At 69.7% G+C, this 21,341-nt stretch carries 18 protein-coding genes; 13 read left to right on the forward strand and 5 right to left on the reverse strand.

All coding sequences use genetic code 11. The annotated features are described in order from the left end of the window. Window positions 1–115: 115 nt before the first annotated feature. The gene (locus ACFOD9_RS02035) at window positions 116–1,051 is read right to left on the reverse strand and encodes a DMT family transporter (RefSeq protein ID WP_379508414.1); all 936 of its coding nucleotides are present in this window, start codon (window positions 1,049–1,051) and stop codon (window positions 116–118) included. 160 nt (window positions 1,052–1,211) lie between these two features. Between ACFOD9_RS02035 and ACFOD9_RS02040 the strand changes: the two genes are divergently transcribed. The 4 genes from ACFOD9_RS02040 to ACFOD9_RS02055 all read left to right on the forward strand — a co-directional run bounded on the left by ACFOD9_RS02040 (window position 1,212) and on the right by ACFOD9_RS02055 (window position 5,892). Then, window positions 1,212–2,657 (forward strand): L,D-transpeptidase family protein, encoded by a 1,446-nt coding sequence (locus tag ACFOD9_RS02040; protein ID WP_379508415.1) that lies wholly within the window; start codon window positions 1,212–1,214, stop codon window positions 2,655–2,657. A gap of 207 nt (window positions 2,658–2,864) precedes the next feature. After that, window positions 2,865–3,533, forward strand: a complete 669-nt coding sequence (locus ACFOD9_RS02045) for an EF-hand domain-containing protein (protein ID WP_379508416.1) — start codon at window positions 2,865–2,867, stop codon at window positions 3,531–3,533. 164 nt (window positions 3,534–3,697) lie between these two features. Beyond that, a complete protein-coding gene (locus ACFOD9_RS02050; protein ID WP_379508417.1) occupies window positions 3,698–4,447 on the forward strand; it encodes a response regulator in 750 nt (249 codons plus the stop codon). An 8-nt stretch (window positions 4,448–4,455) separates the two neighbouring features. Continuing rightward, window positions 4,456–5,892 carry a sensor histidine kinase gene (locus ACFOD9_RS02055; protein ID WP_379508418.1) on the forward strand — a complete coding sequence of 479 codons (1,437 nt, stop codon included), beginning with the start codon at window positions 4,456–4,458 and terminating at the stop codon, window positions 5,890–5,892. Window positions 5,893–5,899: 7 nt separating this feature from the next. Here ACFOD9_RS02055 and ACFOD9_RS02060 read toward each other — a convergent pair whose 3' ends face one another. Next, window positions 5,900–7,474: a helicase HerA-like domain-containing protein gene (locus tag ACFOD9_RS02060; RefSeq protein ID WP_379508419.1), complete on the reverse strand. Its 1,575-nt coding sequence runs from the start codon at window positions 7,472–7,474 to the stop codon at window positions 5,900–5,902. A 106-nt stretch (window positions 7,475–7,580) separates the two neighbouring features. On the opposite strand from ACFOD9_RS02060, the gene pabB reads away from it, so the two are divergent. The 4 genes from pabB (at window position 7,581) to arfB (ending at window position 11,841) form a co-directional block, all read left to right on the forward strand. Beyond that, window positions 7,581–9,389 (forward strand): aminodeoxychorismate synthase component I, encoded by a 1,809-nt coding sequence (pabB, locus tag ACFOD9_RS02065; protein ID WP_379508420.1) that lies wholly within the window; start codon window positions 7,581–7,583, stop codon window positions 9,387–9,389. 25 nt (window positions 9,390–9,414) lie between these two features. Further along, on the forward strand, window positions 9,415–10,605 hold the full coding sequence (locus tag ACFOD9_RS02070) for a pyridoxal phosphate-dependent aminotransferase (protein WP_379508421.1): 1,191 nt from the start codon (window positions 9,415–9,417) through the stop codon (window positions 10,603–10,605). Window positions 10,606–10,690: 85 nt separating this feature from the next. Beyond that, complete coding sequence (locus ACFOD9_RS02075; protein WP_379508422.1) at window positions 10,691–11,416, forward strand: RluA family pseudouridine synthase; 726 nt, start codon at window positions 10,691–10,693, stop codon at window positions 11,414–11,416. Then, entirely contained in the window at window positions 11,413–11,841 is a 429-nt protein-coding gene (gene arfB / locus ACFOD9_RS02080; RefSeq protein WP_379508423.1) for an alternative ribosome rescue aminoacyl-tRNA hydrolase ArfB, read from the forward strand. Before ACFOD9_RS02075 ends, arfB begins: the two co-directional genes overlap by 4 nt. 136 nt (window positions 11,842–11,977) lie before the next feature. Here arfB and ACFOD9_RS02085 read toward each other — a convergent pair whose 3' ends face one another. After that, window positions 11,978–12,160: a hypothetical protein gene (locus ACFOD9_RS02085; protein WP_379508424.1), complete on the reverse strand. Its 183-nt coding sequence runs from the start codon at window positions 12,158–12,160 to the stop codon at window positions 11,978–11,980. 39 nt (window positions 12,161–12,199) lie between these two features. Next, window positions 12,200–12,523, reverse strand: a complete 324-nt coding sequence (locus tag ACFOD9_RS02090; protein WP_379508425.1) for a hypothetical protein — start codon at window positions 12,521–12,523, stop codon at window positions 12,200–12,202. Window positions 12,524–12,679: 156 nt separating this feature from the next. Between ACFOD9_RS02090 and ACFOD9_RS02095 the strand changes: the two genes are divergently transcribed. The 4 genes from ACFOD9_RS02095 to metH are packed head-to-tail and all read left to right on the forward strand — an operon-like array spanning window position 12,680 to window position 18,295. Further along, window positions 12,680–13,699, forward strand: coding sequence for an ArsR/SmtB family transcription factor (locus ACFOD9_RS02095; protein WP_379508426.1), 1,020 nt, complete (start codon window positions 12,680–12,682; stop codon window positions 13,697–13,699). A 35-nt stretch (window positions 13,700–13,734) separates the two neighbouring features. Next, window positions 13,735–14,586, forward strand: a complete 852-nt coding sequence (gene metF, locus ACFOD9_RS02100) for a methylenetetrahydrofolate reductase [NAD(P)H] (protein WP_379508453.1) — start codon at window positions 13,735–13,737, stop codon at window positions 14,584–14,586. Beyond that, on the forward strand, window positions 14,583–15,647 hold the full coding sequence (locus ACFOD9_RS02105) for a homocysteine S-methyltransferase family protein (RefSeq protein WP_379508427.1): 1,065 nt from the start codon (window positions 14,583–14,585) through the stop codon (window positions 15,645–15,647). The genes metF and ACFOD9_RS02105 overlap by 4 nt, the downstream gene beginning before the upstream one ends. 35 nt (window positions 15,648–15,682) lie before the next feature. Next, window positions 15,683–18,295 carry a methionine synthase gene (metH, locus tag ACFOD9_RS02110; protein WP_379508428.1) on the forward strand — a complete coding sequence of 871 codons (2,613 nt, stop codon included), beginning with the start codon at window positions 15,683–15,685 and terminating at the stop codon, window positions 18,293–18,295. Between the two features lie 150 nt (window positions 18,296–18,445). Here the strand turns inward: metH and ACFOD9_RS02115 are convergent, their stop codons facing one another. Then, window positions 18,446–19,264 (reverse strand): NYN domain-containing protein, encoded by an 819-nt coding sequence (locus ACFOD9_RS02115; protein ID WP_379508429.1) that lies wholly within the window; start codon window positions 19,262–19,264, stop codon window positions 18,446–18,448. Window positions 19,265–19,500: 236 nt separating this feature from the next. Here ACFOD9_RS02115 and recQ point away from each other — a divergent pair, with 236 nt between their 5' ends. Then, window positions 19,501–21,315, forward strand: a complete 1,815-nt coding sequence (gene recQ / locus ACFOD9_RS02120) for a DNA helicase RecQ (RefSeq protein WP_379508454.1) — start codon at window positions 19,501–19,503, stop codon at window positions 21,313–21,315. The last annotated feature ends 26 nt before the right edge of the window (window positions 21,316–21,341 follow it).

Raw genomic sequence — 21,341 nt, forward strand, 5'->3', positions numbered from 1 at the left:
GCTGGCCTGCACATGGCCGGGCGCGCAGGGGCTGCGCCAGTCATGCGAAAGCGGGTAAATGGGCGGGCTGCCGATGCGCGTTCGCAAGCGCAACGTCAAGGGCCGGGCCGGCGATTCAGGCTGGTGGCAATTGCGGATGCGGCGCGCCGCGGGCGCCGATCCCCACGCCAAGGAGAATCAGCGTCAGCCCGCCCAGCGTGGCGAGGGTGACCGGCTCGGCGAACCACAGCCACCCGGTCAGCGCCGACCACGGGAAGGCGGTATATTCGAGCGGCAGCAGGGCTTGCGCCTCGGCCCGGGCATAGGCCCAGGCCAGCAGCATCAGCGAGGCCGAGGCGAACAGCGCGGCCGTGGCGATATCCGGCAGGGCCGCGCCGGCCGGGATGACCATGGCCCGCGGGTCCCAGCCAAGCACCAGACCCGCCGGCACCGCGGCCAATAGCACCAGGGCGACCACCAGGTTCTGCATGGCCGCGATCTCCAGCGGTCCCGCCAGTTGCGCCTGCTGCCGCTGGAGCACCAGGTTCCAGCCATAGAGCACGGCCGAAACGAGGATGGCGGCGATGCCCCAGGCTGCATCGTGGCTGGCCGCCGCATGGCCCAGCCGCCCGGCCGTGATCACGCCGACGCCAAGCAGGGCGACCAGCGATCCGGCGACCGCCTCGCGCCGCAGCCGCTCGCCCAGCATGGCCGCGGCCAGGAACAGCGCGATCAGCGGGGCGATGAAGGAAATCGCGATGGCCTCGGCGAGCGGTGTCCGCACGATGCCCCAGAAATAGGCGCCGGTCATGCCCGCGGCCACCAGCCCGCGCAGGCCATGGAGCCGCAGCGCCGCGCCGCCCGGCCAGCCCTGCCCGGCCGCGCGCCAGCGCCAGGCCGGCCACAGCACCATGGCCCCCAGCGCGCTGCGCGCCAGCAGGGAGGGCAGGACCCCGGTCTCGATCGAGGCCCGCTTCATCAGCGCGTCCATGGTCGCGAACAGGCCGATCGCCACGATCACCGCCAGGACAGGCGCCAGCGGGTGGCGCAGGAAGGCGTGGCCGTGGTTCATCACGCCAACCCGCATACAGCCGATTCAGGCTGGCGAAAGCCGCGATCGGCCAAGGCGGGCAATTGATGATTGCACTGGAACAGGGCATCAGGGCACCAGCGCGCCGGGACGACCACGCCCGGCCAGCCCTTTCTCCCTTGGCCGACAATGGGGTATTCAAGTGACACGGCATGACAAGCTCCGGCGGACGATCCACGGTTTGAGCGCCTGCGCGGCCCTGCTCGCGCTGGCCGGCGCGGCCGCTCCGCTGGCGGCGCAAGGCCCCAGCATCAAGCCCGCTCCGGTCGCCACCACCCCGGCGGCGACCTCCACCCAGGCCCCCGTATCGCCCCCCGCGCCGGGCTCCAGCCCGGCGGCTGGCTCCACCTCGGCGGTCGGCGCCGACAAGGTCGCGGCCCCGGCGGCCGTCCCGCCGCCCGCGCCGGTCACCGAGCCGGTGATGCACTGGAGCCTCGCCGATGCCCAGCAGCTGCTGGAGGTGATCAACGGCATCGGCGCCGAAGGCCTCGCCCCGGCCGACTACAAGCCCGCCGCGCTCAAGGCCGCGCTTCTCGCGGGCGAAGGCCCGGATCTCGATGCGGCGGCCAGCAAGGCGATGGCCTGGCTGATCGAGGACCTGCGCGACGGGCGCACGCCGATGGAAGCCCGCGTCCAGTGGTTCGCGGTTGACCAGGACGTGGAGGTCAACCCGACCGAGGCGGTGATGACCCGCGCGCTCGCCAGCCACGATATCGCCGGCACGCTCGCCGCGCTCGACCCGACCTATCCCGACTATGCGGTGCTCAAGCAGGCTCTCGCCAACACCCCCCGCGCCCAGACCAAGGCCCGCGCCCTGATCCGCGCCAACATGGACCGCTGGCGCTGGTTCAGCCGGGATCTTGGCGAATACTACCTGATGACCAACGTGCCCGAGTTCCAGCTGCGCCTGGTCCGGCGCGACAAGATCGTGCGGACCTATCGCACCATCGTTGGCAAGCCGGGCAAGACCGCGACCCCGCAATTGGCCGAAAAGGTCCAGAACGTGGTGTTCAACCCCACCTGGACCGTGCCGCAATCCATCGTGGTGGGCGAGGGCATGGGCGCCAAGTACGTCAACAACCCGGCGCTCGCCGCGCGCGATGGCTACAAGGTCACCGTCCAGCCCGATGGCATGGTGATCGTGGTCCAGCAGCCGGGGCCGAAGAACTCGCTCGGCATCGTCAAGATCGATATGCCCAACCCCCACGCGATTTACCTGCACGATACCCCGTCGCGCGGCCTGTTCAACAGCCCCAGCCGCGCCTACAGCCACGGCTGCGTGCGGACCGAGCGGGCGCTGGAGCTGGGCATGATGCTGGCCATCCTCAAGGCCGGGAAAACGCCCGAGGAAGTCACCGCGATCAGCACTTCGGGCAAGTATACCAAGGTGCCGCTGACCAGCCCGATGCCGGTCTACATCGGCTATTTCACCATGGCCAAGGACATCAACGGCCAGCTCATCACCTGGCCCGACATCTATGCCCGCGATGCCGCCGTGCTCGCCAGCTTCGCCCAGCCGCGCGCGGTCAAGACCGGCCAGCGCACCAGCAACGAGAAGGTCGAGGCGATCGACGCGCCCGGCGCCTGATGCCTGGGAGCGTCCCCGCGCGGGGGCGCTCCTGCCCCCTTGCGCGACAAATCACGACAAAAAACCCCCGCCCCGGCATAAAAGTGCGACAACCGCGCCCTATATGGGAAAACAGAAGCCGCGGGACCGGTCTTCGCCTTCCCCTCCCTTCCCCGTGTCCGGTCCTGTGGCTTCACCCCATTCTGGCGAATCCGTGGAGAGCCGAAGATGAAGCGTCCCACCAAGCGAATGACCCTTGCCCTTGCGGCGACCGGAATGGTTGCCCTGGCCGGAACCGCCATCGCCCAGCAGCGGATGGGTCTGCACGATCCGTTCGGCAATGCCACGATCACCCGGGCCGAGGCCCAGGCCAAGGCGGTGGAGATGTTCGCGCGGCTGGATGTGAACGGCGATGGCCGGCTCGACGCGGCTGACCGCGTGGCGGCCATGGGCAAGCGTTTCGATGCGATGGACGCCAATCACGATGGCGTCCTGTCGCGCCAGGAATTCCTCGATGCCCACCAGAAGATGATGGGCGGCCACGATGGCCATGACGGTGCCGGCGGCCCCGGTGAACACCGGATGGGCGGCATGGAAGGCATGGGCGGCATGGGCGCAATGCGCGCCATGCACGGCATGAGGATGCTGGGCCGGATGGACACCAATGGCGATCACGCCGTCACGCGTGACGAATTCCTCGCCGGCGCGCTCAAGCGCTTCGATACGGCCGACGCCAATCATGACGGCAAGCTCACCCCCGAGGAACGCCGCGCGGCCTTCCGCCAGGGCATGAAGATGCACCGGCAGCACATGGGCGGCATGGCCGGCCATGGCATGGACCATGAGATGGGCGACCACGACATGGGCGATATGCCCCCGCCCCCGCCGGCCAAGTGACCGGCCCGATCGCCGGCCAAGCGAGAGGTCTCCCGATCCGATGAGCCCCCGGTTCCTGCGCGCGCCGCTGGCGCTGCTGACCCTGGTCCGCTTTGCCGCGCGTGATGCCGACAAGGACGGCGGCGGCGATTGACGCCGCCGCGCCCGCCCCGCAGATGACCGGCATGGCCGACGACACTCCCACCCGCCTGCTGCTGGTCGACGACGAGGCCGCGCTGCGCCAGCCGCTGGCCGAATACCTTGCCCGGCAGGGCTTCGCCGTCCGCGAGGCCGCCAGCGCCGCCGAGGCGCGCCGGCTGCTGCAGGAGGAAAGCCCCGACCTGGTCCTGCTCGACATCATGATGCCGGGCGAGGACGGGCTTTCGCTCTGCCGCCACCTGGTTGAATCGCGCCAGTTGCCCACCATCTTCCTCACCGCCCGGGGCGAGCCGACCGATCGCATCGTCGGCCTCGAGATCGGCGCCGACGACTATGTGGTGAAGCCCTTCGAGCCGCGCGAGCTGGTGGCCCGCATCCGCTCGGTCCTGCGCCGGGCCACGCGCCCTTCGGCCAATCCGGCCACCGCCCCGGTCGAGGAGGAGCTGTTCACCTTCGATGGCTGGACCCTCGATCCGCTGAAGCGCCGGCTGACCGATGCCGATGGGGCGACGGTCGCCATCTCCTCGGCCGAATTCCGGCTGCTGATGGCCTTTCTCGAACACCCGCGCCAGGTGCTGGACCGTGATCGCCTGCTCGAAATGGTCCAGGGCCGCGAGGCTCACCTGTTCGACCGCGCGGTCGACAACCAGGTCAGCCGGCTGCGGCGCAAGATCGAGGTCGACAGCCGCAATCCGCAACTGATCCAGACCGTGTGGGGCGGCGGCTACCTGCTTGCCGCCGAGGTCCGCCGGCGCCCTGGCGCGGCCCGCGCCTGAGCCGCATCATGCGTCACCTCGCCCCCGTCCTGTCGTGGCTCTGGCCGCGCAGCCTGCGCGGTCAGGTGTTGCTGGCGATCGCCCTCACCCTGTTCCTGGCGCAGGGGATCGGCGCCCTGCTGCTCTATCGCGCCCAGCACGAGCGCCTTGAAGCGGCCCTGATCCACACCGCCGCCTTCCGCCTGGCCGGCGCCCTGCGCGACGATCCTGGCCCGCCGCCGCCGCCCGACCGCGCCGATGACGACCATCGCCCGCCCGGCCCGTTCCTGCGTGGGCGCGGGCTGCGGATCGAACGCACCACGGCCTCGCCGCTGGCCGCCGGCGACCTGCGCCGGGCCGAGGACGAAACCGAACTGCACGAAGTGCTGGCCGAGCAGGACCTCGCCCCCGCCCGGCTGGTGGTGTTCCGCCGCGCGATCGCCGACGACGCACCCTCGCTGGCCCGGCTCGCGCGCCGCGCCCTGCGCCATGATCGCCAGCCGGCGCCCGATGCCGTGCTTGTCGCCGCGATCCAGCCGCAAGGCTCGGGGCAATGGCTGGTGGCGCGGGTCTTCGTGCCGCCGGCCGAGCGCGCGCTGCTGGTCACCCTGTTCGCGCAGACCCTGTTCATCTACGCCGCGCTGGTGGGCGCGATGTGGCTGCTGCTGCGGCGGATCACCCAGCCGCTCGCCGCGCTGACCATCCGGCTCGAACGCTTCGCCGAAACCCGCGACCGCGCCGGCCAGCTCGCCGCGGAAGGCCCGGACGACGTGGCCCGCCTGATCGCCGCGCACAATGCGATGGAAGATCGCATCGCCCTGCTGCTGGATGAGAAGGACGTGATGCTCGGCGCGATCGGCCACGATCTGAAGACCCCGCTCGCCGCGCTGAGGGTGCGGATCGAATCGGTGGAGGACGAGGCGGAACGTGCGCGCATGGCTGCGACCATCGAGGACATCACCCGCACGCTCGACGATATCCTCTCGCTGGCCCGGGTCGGCCGGCCCAGCGATCCGGAGGAACGCACCGAACTTTCGGCGCTGGTCCTCTCCGTGGTCGAGGAATACGAGGACATGGGCGAGGCGGTGGACTTGGGCGAAACCGCCCGCGTTGCCCTGATGCTGCGGCCCACCTGGATCAGGCGGGCCTTGCGTAACCTCATCGGCAATGCCCTGCGCTATGGCCGGCGCGCCACGGTGTCGGTGGGCCGCGAAGGCGCGGCGGCGGTGATCCGCATCCGCGACGAAGGGCCGGGCATTCCCGAGGCGCAGATCGCCCGGATGCTCGAACCCTTCACCCGGGGCGATCCCTCGCGCAACAGCGAAACCGGCGGGGCGGGCCTGGGCCTGACCCTCGCCCGCGCCATCGCCGAACAGCACGGCGGCACCCTGGCCCTGGCCAACCTGCGCGGGGCCGATGGCGCGGTCGAAGGGCTGGAGGCGGTGCTGCGCCTGCCGCTGGGCTGACCGGCCCCTAGCGCAGCAGCCCGCCCAGCAGCCCCCGCGCGAAGCGGCCAAGCAGGGCGCCGCCCAGTGCCGTACCGATCGAACCGGCCGCCGCGCTGGCGGCGCTGGCCACCGGCGATCCGCCTGATTTCTTGCCGGTGAGCGAACGGGCCAGCATGGTTCCGGCCGAAGCCGCCGCCGCGCCGAACGCGGCCTTGCCGGCCTTTTCCCACATCGATGGCGTCTGCCGGGGCTGGGCGCGCTGGGCCTCAACCCCCTGTTCTTCCACCACCTGGGCGGCAGCGGCGGCATCCTGGGCCTTGTGCGCCAGGACCTCGGCCGCCGATTCGCGGTTGACCGCGGTATCGTATTTCCCGCCGAACGGGCTGATCGACTGGATGATCGCGCGTTCCTTGTCGGTCACCGGACCCAGCCGCGAGCGCGGCGGGGCCACCAGGGTGCGCTGGACCACCGAGGGCGAGCCGTCCATTTCCAGCGTGGAGACCAGCGCCTCGCCCACCTTCAGCTCGGTGATGACCTGTTCGACCTTCAGCTCGGGATTGATCCGGAAGGTTTCGGCCGCGGCGCGAATCGCCTTCTGATCACGCGGGGTGAAGGCGCGCAGGGCGTGCTGGACCCGGTTGCCAAGCTGGCCAGCCACTTTCTCCGGGATATCAATGGGATTCTGCGAGATGAAATAGACGCCCACGCCCTTGGAACGGATCAGGCGGACGACCTGTTCCACCTTGTCGAACAGGGCCGCCGGGGCATCGTCGAACAGGAGGTGGGCCTCGTCGAAGAAGAACACCAGGCTCGGCTTTTCCGGATCGCCCACCTCGGGCAGGGCTTCGAACAGCTCGGACAGGAGCCAGAGCAGGAAGGTGGCGTAGAGCTTGGGGTTCTGCATCAGCTTGTCGGCGCTGAGCACGTTGATGTAGCCGCGACCCTGTTCGTCGGTGCGGATGAAGTCGTTGATTTCGAAAGCCGGTTCGCCAAAGAACCGGTCGGCCCCCTGGCTGGCGAAGGACAGCAGCTGGCGCTGGATCGTGCCGACCGAAGCCTTGGAAATGTTGCCGTATTTCGTGGCCAGTTCGCTGGCCTGCTCGGCGCAGGCCATCAGCACCTGCTGGAGATCGTCGAAATCGAGCAGGAGCAGCCCCTGATCATCGGCCCAGCGGAAGGCGACCGTGAGCACGCCCTCCTGGGTTTCATTCAGCCCGAGCAGGCGGGAGAGGAGGAGCGGCCCCATTTCCGACACCGTGGTGCGGATCGGGTGGCCCTTTTCGCCATAGAGATCCCAGAAAACCGCCGGATTATCACGATAGGCATAGTCGGCGATGCCCAGTTCCCTGGCCCGCGCCTCAAGCGTGTCGGCGTGCTTGAACTCGTGGCTGCCGGCCATGCAGATGCCTGAAAGATCGCCCTTCACGTCGGCGAGGAACACCGGAACCCCGGCGGCGGAGAACTGTTCGGCCACGGTCTGGAGGGTCACGGTCTTGCCGGTGCCGGTCGCCCCGGCCACCAGGCCATGGCGGTTGGCCCGGCCGAGATGGAGCACCTGCCGCTCCCCGTTGGAGGCCAGACCGATGAAGATGTCGTCCATTGCCGCTCCTTGGCGCTGATTGAGTGCGACCCCGTCCGCCTGCAGGAATGGCCCGCCACGAGGCCTTTTGCAACGGCGCTGCAACAGCTCTACAAGCCGCCGCCTGATGGCCGCACCGCTCCTGCACACCCCCTTCGTCCTGCTGGACGATGCCCGCGGCGAAGGCGCGCGTCCGGCACGGCTGTTTCGCGGCCCCCAAGAGGTCGTCGTCGCCCGCCGCGCCGAGGAGGTCGGCCCCGCGCTCGAGCGGATCGAGGCGCTGTGCGAAACGGGCCTGCACCTGGCCGGCTGCATCGCCTACGAGGCCGGACTTGCCCTTGAACCGCGCCTTGCCGCGCGCACCGCGGCGCGCAGCGGGGCGGGTGGGCCGCTGGTGTGGCTGGGCGCCTTTGCCGAGGTGGAGGAAATTGCGGCCAGCGCGGTGCCCGCCTGGCTGGCGGCGCGGGCCGAGGGGGCGGCCGCGATCGGCCCGCTTGACCCGGCGCTTTCGGCCGGCGCCTATCGGCGGGCCTTTGCCGCGGTGGCGGAAGCGATCGCGGCGGGCGAGATCTACCAGGCCAACCTGACTTTCCCGCTGGTGGGCGCCTGGCGCGGCGATCCGCTGGCGCTTTATGCCGCCCTGCGCGCGGCTGGCGGCGGCGGGCACGGCGGGCTGGTGTTCGACGGGACGCACTGGCTGCTCAGCCTTTCACCCGAACAGTTCTTCGCGCTCGACGGCGAGGCCGCGCGGGTCAGTCCGATGAAGGGCACCCGCGCGCGCGAAGCGGACCCGGTCGCCGATGCCCGCGCCGCCAGCGAGCTTGCCGCCAGCGCCAAGGACCGCGCCGAGAACCTGATGATCGTCGACCTGATGCGGAACGACCTGTCGCGCGTGGCCGTGCCCGGCACGGTGCGGGTGGCCGCGCCCTTCACGGTGGAGAGCTACCCCACGGTCCACCAGCTGGTTTCGGCGGTGAGCGCCCGGCTGGCCCCGGGCCGCACCGCGACCGACCTTGTCCGCGCCCTGTTTCCCTGCGGCTCGATCACCGGGGCGCCCAAGATCCGGGCGATGGAACTGATCGACGGGATCGAGCGCGATGCGCGCGGAGCCTATTGCGGTGCGATCGGCGCGATCGCGCCCACTGGCGATGCCGCCTTCAATGTGGCAATCCGCACCCTGCGCCTGACGCCCGATCCCGGTAGCCCCCGGCAGGGCCGGGCCGTGTTGGGGGTCGGATCGGGCGTCGTGGCCGATTCGCAATGCCTGCCGGAGTGGCGGGAGTGCCTGGTCAAAGGGGGTTTCGTGCGTTCTTCCGCCGCCGGATTCGACCTGATCGAGACCATGGCCTTCAGCCCGGACACCGGCATTGCCCTGCTGGAGCTCCATCTCGAACGGGCCAAGGCGAGCGCCGCCGAACTCGGCTTCAGCTTCGATCGCCACGCGATCCGCAATGCCATCCAGGCCCTGTGCTTCGAGGCCGAGGCGCCGGCAAAGGTGCGGCTGGTGATCGCCCGCAGCGGCGCCTATGCGCTGGAAATCGGCGCGCTGCCCGCCCCCCTGGCCGAGCCGGCGCGCTGCGCGGTGCTGCCGCTGCCGGTGGATGCCACCGACCCGCGCCTGCGCCACAAGACCAGCGACCGCCAGTTCTACGATGCCGCGCTGCGCGCCGCGCGCGCCGCCGGGGCCGAGGAAGCCCTGTTCATCGACGATGCCGGCCATCTCACCGAGGGCAGCTTCACCAACCTGTTCGTGGAGCGCGGCGGCGTTCTGCTGACCCCGCCCGCCGCGCGCGGCCTCCTGCCCGGCGTGCTGCGCCGCTCGCTGCTGGAGGCGGGCCGGGCGCGCGAGGCCGATCTTGGCCTGGCCGACCTTGCCGGCGGCTTCTTCATCGGCAATGGCCTGCGCGGCCTGATGCCCGCCAGGCTCCTTTCCTGACCGGAATCCCGATGACCGGAACCCCATGACCGAAACGATGACCAGCCCAGCCCACACCTCCCTGGCCCTTGCGCGGATCGCGCCGTCGGGCACCACGGCGATGACCGACCGGGCGATGGAACTGCGCGCCGCCGGGCGCGACATCATCTCGCTTTCGGTGGGCGAGCCGGATTTCGCCACCCCGCCCCACGTGATCCAGGCTGCCAAGGCGGCGATGGATGCGGGCGACACGAAATATACCGCCGTGGGCGGAACCGCGCGGATGAAGCAGGCCGCCGCGCTGCACTTTGCCCGCGACCTTGGCATCACGGTGCCCACCGGGCAGGTGACGATCAGCGCCGGGGGCAAGCAGGCGATCTTCCACGCCCTGCTGGCCACGCTCGATCCGGGCGACGAGGTGCTGATCCCTTCGCCGTGGTGGGTTTCCTATCCCGAAATCGTGCGGTTCGCCGGCGGAACCGTGGTGCCGCTGCCCAGCCATGCCGCCGGCGGTTTCCGCATCAGCGCCGACCAGCTGGCCGCCGCGATCACCCCGCGCACCCGCTGGCTGCTGCTCAACAGCCCCGGCAATCCCACCGGGGCGACCTATCCGGCCAGCGAGTTGCAAGCGCTGGGCGAGGTGCTGCGCGCCCACCGCCAGGTGCTGGTGATGAGCGACGATATCTATGCGCCGCTGCGCTATGGCGAAGGCCGGCACGCCACCCTGGCGGTGGAATGCCCGGATCTGGCAGACCGGGTGCTGACCGTTTCGGGCGTCTCCAAAAGCCACGCGATGACCGGCTTTCGCATCGGCGTGGCCGCAGGCCCGGCCTGGCTGATCCAGGCGATGGAGAAGCTGCAATCGCACAGCTCGGGCAATCCCTGTTCGATCAGCCAGGCCGCCGCCGTGGCCGCCTTCGAGGGGCCGCAGGATTTCCTGGCCGACTGGCGCGAGCGCTTCCGCGCGCGGCGCGACCTGGTGGTGGGCGCGGTGAATGCCATTCCCGGCCTTTCGACGCCCGTGCCCGACGGCGCCTTTTACTGCATGGTCGATGCCGCGCCGCTGATGGGCCGCTTCGGCGACGACACGGCGCTGGCGCTCCACCTGCTGGACCATGGCGTGGCGATCGTGGCGGCATCGGGTTTTGGCGGGAAGGACGGCTTTCGCATTTCCTTCGCCGCTGACGAGGCCACGCTGGCCGAGGCGCTGCGGCGGATCGCGGGGGCCGTGGCCTGATGGATTTGCTGGAACATCGCCCCGGCCCCGGTTTGGGACTGGACGACGGATTGGAAGGACAAGTGATGCGTTTCAGGTGGGCTGGTTGAGCGAAATTTCCATCCTGTTCGAGGACGGCGAGGCGCTGGTGATCGACAAGCCGGCGGGCTTGCCGCTGGATCGGCCGCGCGCCGGCGGCATGGCGCTGGAGGACCGGCTGGACGAGCTGAAGCTGGGCTTCCAGCGCCCGCCCGCGCCCGTTCACCGGCTTGACCGCGACACCTCGGGCTGCCTCCTGCTCGCCCGCAATCCCAAGGCGCTCAAGCGCTTTGCCGCCGCCTTCGAGGCGCGCGAGGTGGACAAGCGCTATCTCGGCATCGTTGCCGGGCCGGTGGAAGGGCCGAATGGCGAGAGCGAGGGGACGATCGCGCTCTCGCTCGCCAAGATCAGTTCGGCCGCCGATGGCTGGCGGATGATCGCGGCGAAGAAGGGCAAGCCGGCGGTGACCCACTGGCGCAAGCTGGCCGAGCACGGCGGGCGGACCCTGGTGGAATTCCGCCCGGAAACCGGCCGCACCCACCAGATCCGCGTCCATGCCGCCCATGCCTTTGGCCATGCCCTGCTGGGCGATGGCCGCTATGGCACGAGGGAAGGCGCGACGCGGACCATGCTGCACGCCGCCGACATCGTGGTGACGCGCGCGGGCAAGCCGCCGATCCGTGCCCATGCCCCCACGCCCGCCGACTTTGCCGCCCTGGGCTTTGTCGATCCCGAGGATGGGGCCGCGCCCGACGTTGGGGCCGAGGGCGCCGGGGGGACGCCGGAGGCATGAGCGAGGTCGACGCGGCCGCCGAACAGGCGATCGCGCGCGCCCTGGCCCTTGCCACCGAGGCCTTCATCACCGCGACCGGGCCGGGCGGGCAGAATGTCAACAAGGTGGCGACCGCGGTCCAGCTTCGGGTCGATGTCTATGCCTTGCGCCTGGCGCCCCCGGTGTTCCACCGCCTGAAGGACCTGGCCGGATCGCGGATGACCGCGCGGGGCGAATTGCTGCTGGTGGCGCGCAGGTTCCGCACCCAGGAGCAGAACCGCGCCGATGCGCGCGAACGGCTGGCAGAATTGCTGCGCGAGGCCCATCGCCTGCCGGAAAAGCGAGCCAAGAGCCGCCTCAACCGGGTGGGCAAGACCGCGCGGCTGGAGGGCAAGAAGCGGCGCGGCACGGTGAAGGCCGGGCGCGGCAGGGTTTCGCTGGATTAGGGGCGCTGCTCCCCGCTTGCGGGGCCATGGCGGCGCGCAGCGTTGACCGACGGGGTTGTCCGGCCGGCGGAGCATTGGGGGGAAAGCCCCCTCCACCACCCTGCGGGTGGCCCCCCTTCCCACGAATGGGGAGGATTTATCGGGCCGGGGCGGCCGTTGCCACGCCGATCCGGGGCGGCTTGTCCTGTTCGATCATCTCGGCCGCTTCATCGAGCGCGCGGGCCTCGCCCACGGTGACGCCGCCCTTGCCCGGCGCATTGTCGGGCTTGCCGCAGGCGGCAAGGCAGATGGCCAGGGCGAGGAGCAGGGCGGCGCGCATGGTGCTGGCGGGAGCGGGCCGAGGCCCGCCCCCAAGCCCTCACATCTTCTTTTCGGCCTGGTCGATCGCCTTTTCGGCGCCCGGCTTTTCGGCGCCATCGCCCGCCGCGTTGAAATCGGCGGCGGCGGCGGCGGCGGCGGCGGCGGCATCGTTGGCCTTGGCGCCGGCATTGGGATCGGCGGCCTCGGTGGCGGCATCACCCTTGTCGGGCGAGGGCATGGCGGCGACCGTGCTCATGGTTTCCTCGGCCGGCATCTCGACATTGTCGGGCGAGGCCTGTTCGGTGGCGGTGTCCGAGCTGCCGCAGGCCGCGAGCAGGAGCGTGGCGGCACCAGCGAGAGCGAAGGAAACGGACTTCTTCATGGACAAGGCCTTTCGGATGGGCGGTAATGGCTGGCCTGCTCCCTACCCGAGCGGGGCGCGCGGGCAAAGCCCCCCAGCGGGCAATCCCCGGCGGTGGCGGCTCGGCGCAGTCGCACCTTGCCCTGATATAAAGAAATCTTTATATGGCTTCCCACGATGAAGCTTGAAACCACCCTGCGCGCCCTGGCGGACCTGACCCGGTTGCGGATCATGCGGCTGCTGGCCGACATGGAACTGGCCGTGGGCGAACTGGCCCAGGTGCTGGGGCAAAGCCAGCCGCGCGTTTCGCGCCACATCAAGATCCTGTGCGATGCCGGGCTGGCCGAGCGGCGGCGCGAAGGCTCGTGGGTGTTCCTGCGGATCGCGGTGGATGAAAGCGGCGCGCCGCGCTTGGGCAATGCGGTGGCCCGCCTGCTCGCCGTGGGCGAGGGCGAGGACCCGGCCTTCGCCGCGCAGCTCGCCGAGGACCGCCGCCACCTGGCCGCGATCCGCGCCGCCCGCGAGGCCCAGGCCGCCGCCTGGTTCGCCCGCCACGCCGACGAGTGGGACACCCTGCGCCTGCTCCATTCGCCCGATGGCCCGGTGGAAGCCGCGCTTGCAGAACAGCTGGGGGCCGGGCAACTGGAAGCCTCACAACTGGGCGCGGTGCTCGATGTCGGCACCGGGACGGGGCGCATGGCCGAGCTGTTCGCGCCCCATGCGGCCAGCGTGGTGGCCATCGACAAGAGCCCGGAGATGCTGCGACTCGCCCGCGCCCGGCTCCAGCACCTGCCCGCCGGCAAGGTCGATCTCATCCAGGGCGATTTCACCGCCCTGCCCTTTGCCGATGCCGGGTTCGACACGGTCTTGTTCCACCAGGTGCTGCACTACGCGCAGGAGCCCGAGGTGGCGCTTGCCGAAGCGGCGCGGGTGACGAGGCCCGGCGGGCGGGTGGCGGTGGTGGACTTTGCCGCCCATGCCCACGAGGAGCTGCGAACGCTTCACGCCCATGCCCGGCTCGGCTTCTCCGACGAGCAGATGCTGGCGCTGCTGACCGCCGCCGGCTATGCGCCGGCCCCGCCGCTGGCCATTCCCGGCCCTGGTCCGGGCCAGCCGCTGACCGTGAAGATCTGGACCGCGACCCGCAACCGCGCGTCCGCCAACCCTGCCGCCAAGACCCGAAAGGCCCATTCGTGACCCTCCCTGCCGTTTCCGGCCCGATCTTCGCCGATATGCCGGGCGACATCTCGGTTTCGTTCGAGTTCTTCCCGCCCAAGAGCGAGAAGATGGAAAACCAGCTGTGGGAGGCGATCACCGAGCTGGCGCCGCTCGACCCCAGCTTCGTCTCGGTGACCTATGGCGCGGGCGGTTCCACCCGTGAGCGGACCCATGCTACCGTGGCGCGGATCGCGCGCGAAACCGCGCTGGTGCCCGCCGCGCACCTCACCTGCGTGGGGGCGAGCAAGGCCGAGATCGCCGAGATCGCCGACCAGTACTGGGAAGCGGGCGTGCGCCATATCGTGGCCCTGCGCGGCGATCCGCCGGCCGGCGCCGGCACCCGGTTCGAGCCGCACCCGCAAGGCTATGCCAGCGCGGCGGAGCTGGTGGGCGGGCTGAAGGCGCGCCACGATTTCGAGATTTCGGTGGCGGCCTACCCGGAAGTCCACCCCGAGGCGGTGAGCGCCGAGGCCGATCTCGACAACCTGAAGCGCAAGTTCGACGCCGGGGCCAGCCGCGCGATCACCCAGTTCTTCTTCTCCACCGACGCCTGGTTCCGCTTCATCGACAGGGCGCTGGCCGCCGGGATCACCGCGCCGATCCTGCCCGGGATCATGCCGGTGACCTCCTTCGCCGCGATCCGCCGGATGAGCGCCAACACCCTGATCCCGCCGGAGATGGAAGCCATGTTCGAGGGGCTGGACGAGCGTCCCGGCCCGCGCGCGCTGGTTTCCGCCGTTGCCGCCGCCGACCTGTGCCGCCGGCTCTATGCCGGCGGGGTGCGCGACTTCCATTTCTACACGCTCAACAAGGCCGAGCAGGCCTATGCCATCTGCCATCTGCTCGGATTGAGGCCCAAGCCATGACCACGCTTATCCCGAGTGCCGCCCGCATCGCCTTCCAGGCCGAGGCGGCGAAACGCATCCTCATCACTGACGGCGCGCAGGGCACCGAGTTCCAGAAGATGGGGCTGACCGAGGCCGACTATGCCGGCAAGCTCGGCCTCTCGCACGACCAGAAGGGCAACAACGATATGTTGTGCCTGGCCAAGCCCGAGGCCGTGGCCAAGGTTCACCGCGACTATTTCGACGCCGGGGCCGACATTGCCGAGACCAACACCTTCTCGTCGAACCGGATCAGCCAGGCCGACTATGGCGCCGAGCACCTGGTGCACGAGCTGAACGTGGCCGCGGCGGGAATCGCGCGGGCCATCGCGGACGAATATGCCGCCCGGGACGGCCGCCCGCGCTTCGTCGCCGGCGGGATCGGGCCGACCAACAAGACCCTTTCGCTTTCGCCCGACGTCAACGATCCGGGCTTCCGCGAGATCGACTGGGATTTCCTCGTCGATGTCTACAAGCAGCAGGCCGCCGGGCTGATGGAAGGCGGGGCCGATTTCATCCTGATCGAGACGATCTTCGACACGCTCAACGCCAAGGCCGGGATCATGGCGATCAAGCAGCTTGAGCGCGAGCTGGGCCGCGAGGTGCCGATCATGCTCTCGATGACCCTGACCGACCTTTCCGGGCGCAACCTTTCGGGCCACACCGTGGAGGCCTTCTGGCACGCGGTGCGCCATGCCAAGCCCCTGACCGTGGGGCTGAACTGCTCGTTCGGGGCAACCCAGCTGCGCCCCCACGTGAAGCTCTTGAGCGAGATCGCGGACAGCCTGATCATGGTCTATCCCAATGCCGGCCTGCCCAATGAACTGGGCGCCTATGACGAGCAGCCGGTGACCACGGCGGGCCTCGTGCGCGAATGGGCGGCGGCCGGCCAGGTCAACGTGCTGGGCGGCTGCTGCGGTTCCACCCCGGCGCACATCGCGGAGATGGCCCGCGCCGTGCAAGGGCTTGCGCCACGCCAGGTGCCAGTGCTGGAGCCGGTCACCCGGCTGGCCGGGCTTGAGCCGTTCATCATGGCGGCTTGAGGCCGCCCCCAACCCCGCTCTACACGAACGGATCTTTGATTGTGACCGATACCACTGCCGCCTCCTCCCGCTTCGTCAACATCGGCGAACGCACCAATGTGACCGGCTCGGCCGCGTTCAAGAAACTGATCCTGGCGGGCGACTATGCCAGGGCGGTGGATGTCGCGCGCAGCCAGGTGGAAAACGGCGCGCAGGTGATCGACGTCAACATGGACGAAGGCCTGCTCGACGCGGTCGAGGCGATGACCACCTTCCTCAAACTGCTGGCCGCCGAGCCGGACATCGCCCGGGTGCCGGTGATGGTCGACAGCTCGAAGTGGGAGGTGATCGAGGCCGGCCTGAAGTGCGTTTCGGGCAAGCCGATCGTCAATTCGATCTCCATGAAGGAAGGCGAGGAAGCCTTCCTGGCCTCGGCGCAGAAGTGCATGGACTATGGCGCGGCCGTGGTGGTCATGGCCTTCGACGAGCAGGGCCAGGCGGACACCAAAGCCCGCAAGGTCGAGATCTGCACGCGGGCCTACAAGCTGCTGATGGGCATCGGCTTTCCGCCCGAGGACATCATCTTCGATCCCAACGTGTTCGCGGTGGCCACCGGCATCGAGGAGCACAACAACTACGCGGTCGACTTCATCGAGGCGGTGAAGGACATCCGGGTGGCCTGCCCGCACGTCCACTTCTCGGGCGGGCTTTCCAACCTTTCGTTCTCCTTCCGCGGCAACGAGCCGGTGCGCCGGGCGATGCATTCGGTGTTCCTCTACCACGCGATCCCCGCCGGGCTGGACATGGCCATCGTCAACGCCGGGCAACTCGACGTCTACGACCAGATCGACCCGGCGCTGCGGCTCGCCTGCGAGGACGTGATCCTCAACCGCGATGAGGGCGCGACCGAGCGCCTGATCACGCTGGCCGAAAGCTTCAAGGGCACGGATGCCGTGGCCGAGAAGGCCGCCGAGGAATGGCGCGGGTGGGAGCCGGTCAAGCGGATCGAGCACGCGCTGGTCAAGGGCATCGACGCCCATATCGTGAGTGATACCGAGGAGATGCGCGTGGAAGTGGCCGCGCGCGGCGGCCGGCCGATCGAGGTGATCGAAGGCCCGCTGATGGACGGCATGAACGTGGTGGGCGACCTGTTCGGCGCCGGCAAGATGTTCCTCCCGCAGGTGGTGAAATCGGCCCGCGTGATGAAGAAGGCGGTGGCCCACCTGATCCCGTTCATCGAGGCGGAAAAGCAGGAAGGCGCCAAGGCCAAGGGCCGGATCGTGATGGCCACGGTCAAGGGCGACGTCCACGATATCGGCAAGAACATCGTCGGCGTGGTGCTCCAGTGCAACGGCTACGAGGTGATCGATCTGGGCGTGATGGTGCCGTGGTCGCAGATCCTCGAGCGTGCGGCCCAGGAGCAGGCCGACATCATCGGGCTGTCGGGCCTGATCACCCCCTCATTGGACGAGATGGTGACCGTGGCCGAGGAAATGCAGCGCGCCGAGATGACCATTCCGCTGCTGATCGGCGGGGCGACCACCTCCAAGGTCCACACCGCGCTCAGGATCGATCCGGCCTATGACGGCCCGGTGATCCACGTGCTCGATGCCAGCCGCGCGGTGGGCGTGGCCAGCCAGCTCCTGTCGGACACCCAGGCTAAGGGCTTCGTGGATAGCACCGCCAACGAATACGAGGCCGTGCGCGAGGCGCGGGCGGGCAAGGAAGGCTCGGGCCTGCTGCCGCTGGCCGAAGCGCGCGCCAATGCCTTCGCGCCCGACTTTGCCGACAAGCCCGGCGCCCCCGCCCAGCCGGGCCTGCACGTGTTTGCCGACTGGGACCTGGCCGATCTGGTCAAGTGCTTCGACTGGACCCCGTTCTTCCGCGCCTGGGAACTGGCCGGCACCTATCCTTCGATCCTCAAGGACGAAGTGGTGGGCGAAAGCGCGACCGCGCTGTTCGAGGACGCCAAGGCCATGCTGGAGACGATCATTGCCGAGAAGTGGCTGACCGCCAAGGGCGTGGTTTCGTTCTGGCCGTGTCACCGGGAAGGCGATGATATCCGGCTGGAAGACGGCACCCTGCTTCCCTTCCTGCGCCAGCAGATCAAGAAGAGCCGCACCCGCGCCAATTTCTGCCTGGCGGACTTCATCGATCCTGACGGCGACTGGCTGGGCGGTTTCGCGGTGGGCATCCACGGGATCGAGCCGCATCTCGCCCGGTTCAAGGCCGCTCACGACGACTACAACGACATCCTCCTCAAGGCGCTGGCCGACCGCTTCGCCGAAGCCTTCGCCGAGCGGCTCCACCAGCACGTCCGCACCACGCTGTGGGGCTATGCGCCGGGCGAGCAGCTGACCAACGAGGCGCTGATCCGCGAGCAGTATCGCGGCATCCGCCCGGCGCCGGGCTATCCGGCCTGCCCGGACCACAGCCTCAAGCCGATCCTGTTCGATCTCCTGAACGCGCAGGAAAACGCCGGGATCACCCTGACCGAAAGCCAGGCCATGCTGCCGACCAGCGCAGTTTCGGGCTTCTATTTCGGCCACCCGGAAAGCCAGTATTTCGGCGTGGCGCGGATCGGGCGCGATCAGGTGGAGGACTATGCGGCGCGGCGGAATATCCCGCTTGCCACGGCGGAACGCTGGCTGCGGCCCAATCTCGATTGATCAGCGAAAATCTCCCCCCTTGGGGGAGGAGCCGCCCAAGCCAGCGGGTGGTGCGGAGGCGCAAGCGCCGCACTGGCCGGCCCGCCCCCTCCGTCAGCCTGCGGCTGCCACCTCCCCCAATGGGGGAGGATCGGGAAATCGCACGGACCCTCAGGGCTGCGGGGTTTTCGCCCGGTCGAGGTTCTGCTTGTCGGAGATCAGCGGCTGGCCGCCGGCGGGGCGCACGATGTCGAACAGGCCGGTGGCCTCGAACAGGGCCGGGAAGTTCTTGACCCCATAGTTGCGCGGATCGATCGATGAGACCCGCTTGGCAGCGCTGCCGGCCGCGGACAGCACCGCCCAGCCATCATCGCGCATCGACGCTTCGACCGCGTTGCACAGGATTTCCACCAGCCGGGCATCCTGGCCCAGCTTGCCGGCCGGCTTGCGAGGCTTGGCGCTCGGCCGGGCCGGGGCGTTCCTGGCCGCGGTTTCCGGCGAGGCGGCCGGCGGCTCGACGCCGGCTTCGGTCAGGCTGTCGAGATAGAGGAAGGTGGTGCAGGCGTTGACGAAGGGGTCGGGCGTCTTGCGTTCGCCGAAGCCGAACACGGCGCAGCCCGCATCGCGCAGGTGCATCACCAGCGGAGTGAAATCGGCATCGCTCGACACCAGGCAGAAGGCGGCCGGGCGCTTGGTGTAGAGCAGTTCCATCGCATCGATGACGAGCGCCATGTCGCTGGCGTTCTTACCCGCCGAATAGCTGAACTGCTGGACCGGGCGGATGGCGAATTCGTGGAGCTTGCCCTTCCAGCCCTTGAGGCTGGTGCCCGTCCAGTCGCCATAGGCGCGGCGGACGTTGGCCGTGCCGTATTTGGCCAGTTCGCTGAGGATCGGCGCGATCTTGGCGTGCGATACGTTGTCGGCATCGATCAGCAGGGCGATCGAGGGGCTTTGCACGGGCAGGCCGGCAGGTTCGAACAAGGTGGCCATGGGGCAAGAGTGGACCAGATCGGGCCGGCCAGGTCAATCATGGGTGGTCGGGCGGGGGAGCGGGCCGGTGCCGATTTCACGCAAGTGGAAACAACGCGAAGCGATTTGCGGGCGGGCCGCGATCTGCCATAGGCGGGGGCGTGAGCGACCCGCGCCCCTTTGCCCCCTTCGACGAATCCTGGCTCGATGGTCCCGAGGACGAAATCGACGCCTTGGAGCCGATCATGGCTCCCGCCATGGCCGAGCGGTTTCCTCCGCGCGAGCCGAAGCACTGGGGCACGCCGGAAGAAGCACTGCACGCCACCTTCGGCTTCAACGCCTTTCGCGGAGTGCAGGACGATGTCGTGCGGCGCGTGCTGGCGGGGCTATCGACGCTGGCGGTCATGCCGACCGGCGCGGGCAAGTCGCTGACCTACCAATTGCCGGCGGTGATGCTCGAGGGCACCTGCGTGGTCGTTTCCCCGCTGATCGCGCTGATGCACGACCAGCTGCGCTCGGCCCGGGCCAACGGCATCCGCGCGGCCACCCTGACCAGCGCCGACATGGACCGCGAGGCCACGATCGAGGCCTTCCGCGCCGGCGCGCTGGATCTGCTCTACGTCGCCCCCGAACGCGCCAGCCAGCCCCATTTCCGCGAGTTGCTCTCCCGCGCGCGGGTTTCGCTGTTCGCCATCGACGAGGCGCACTGCGTTTCGGAATGGGGCCACGATTTCCGGCCCGACTATCGCCTGCTGCGCCCACTGCTGGATCTCTTCCCCGAGGTGCCGCGCCTTGCGCTGACCGCCACGGCCGATGCCCATACCCGCGCCGATATCCTCGCCCAGCTTGGCATTCCCGACGACGGGCTGATCGTGGCCGGGTTCGACCGGCCCAACATCCGCTACACCATCACCGGGCGCGACCAGCCGGTGCAGCAATTGAAGCGGCTGATGGCCGACAATCCCGGCCCCGGCATCGTCTATGCCCAGACCCGCGCCCAGGTGGAGCGGCTGGCCGAGCAGCTTGGCGCCACCGGGCGGCCGTGCCTTGCCTATCACGCGGGCCTCGCGCCCGAAGTGCGCGCCGGCAACCAGGCGGCCTTCGTGGCCAGCGAGGACATGGTGATGGTCGCCACGATCGCCTTCGGCATGGGGATCGACAAGCCCGACGTGCGCTTCGTGGCCCATGCCGGCCTGCCCAAGTCGATCGAGGCCTATTACCAGGAAACCGGCCGCGCCGGGCGCGATGGCGATCCCTCGGTGGCGGTGATGCTGTGGGGGGCGGAGGATTTCGTGCGCGCCCGCCAGCGCCTGTCCGAGGTCGATCCCGCGCGCCTGCCCAGCGAACGGGCGCGGCTCGATGCGTTGGCCGCCCTGGTGGAAACCGCCGGCTGCCGCCGCGCGGTCCTGCTGCGCCATTTCGGGGAAAGCCCGCCGCCGGCTTGCGGCAATTGCGACAATTGCCTCGAGCCGCCCGGGGTGACCGAAGCCACGGTGACCGCGCAGAAGCTGCTCTCGGCGGTTTACCGCACCGGGCAGAGCTTCGGCCTAGGCCATGTCGAGAAGGTGTTGACCGGCCTTGCCGATGAACGCGTGGTGGAGCGCGGGCATGACCGGCTTTCGGTGTTCGGAATCGTTTCCGCCGAGGAAGCGCAGTTGATCCGCCCGGTGGCCCGCGCGCTCCAGGCCCGGGGCGCGCTGCTGGCGACCGAGCATGGCGGCCTCAGGTTTGGCGCGGATGCCAAGGCGATCCTCAAGGGCGATATCGCCATCAGCGTGGTCGTGCCGCCCAGGAAGGAACGCAGCCGGCGCCAGCGCGGCGGGAGCGGGGGTGGGGGCGGCGCGCCCAATCCGGTGGGCGATCCGCTGTTCGAAGCCTTGCGCGCCCTGCGCCGCGAACTGGCGCAGGAGGCCGGGGTGCCGCCCTACGTGGTGTTCCACGATTCGGTCCTGCGCGAAATGGCCTCCAGCCGCCCCGCCAGCACCGCCCAGCTATCGGAGTTGAGCGGGGTCGGCACGCGCAAGCTGGAGGCCTATGGCGACGCCTTCCTCGCGGTCATCCGCCAGCATTGAGTGGCGCGTTAGCTTGCCGGAAAGGA

The organism is Novosphingobium bradum, from assembly GCF_042646485.1.
GTDB classification, from domain to species: domain Bacteria; phylum Pseudomonadota; class Alphaproteobacteria; order Sphingomonadales; family Sphingomonadaceae; genus Novosphingobium; species Novosphingobium bradum.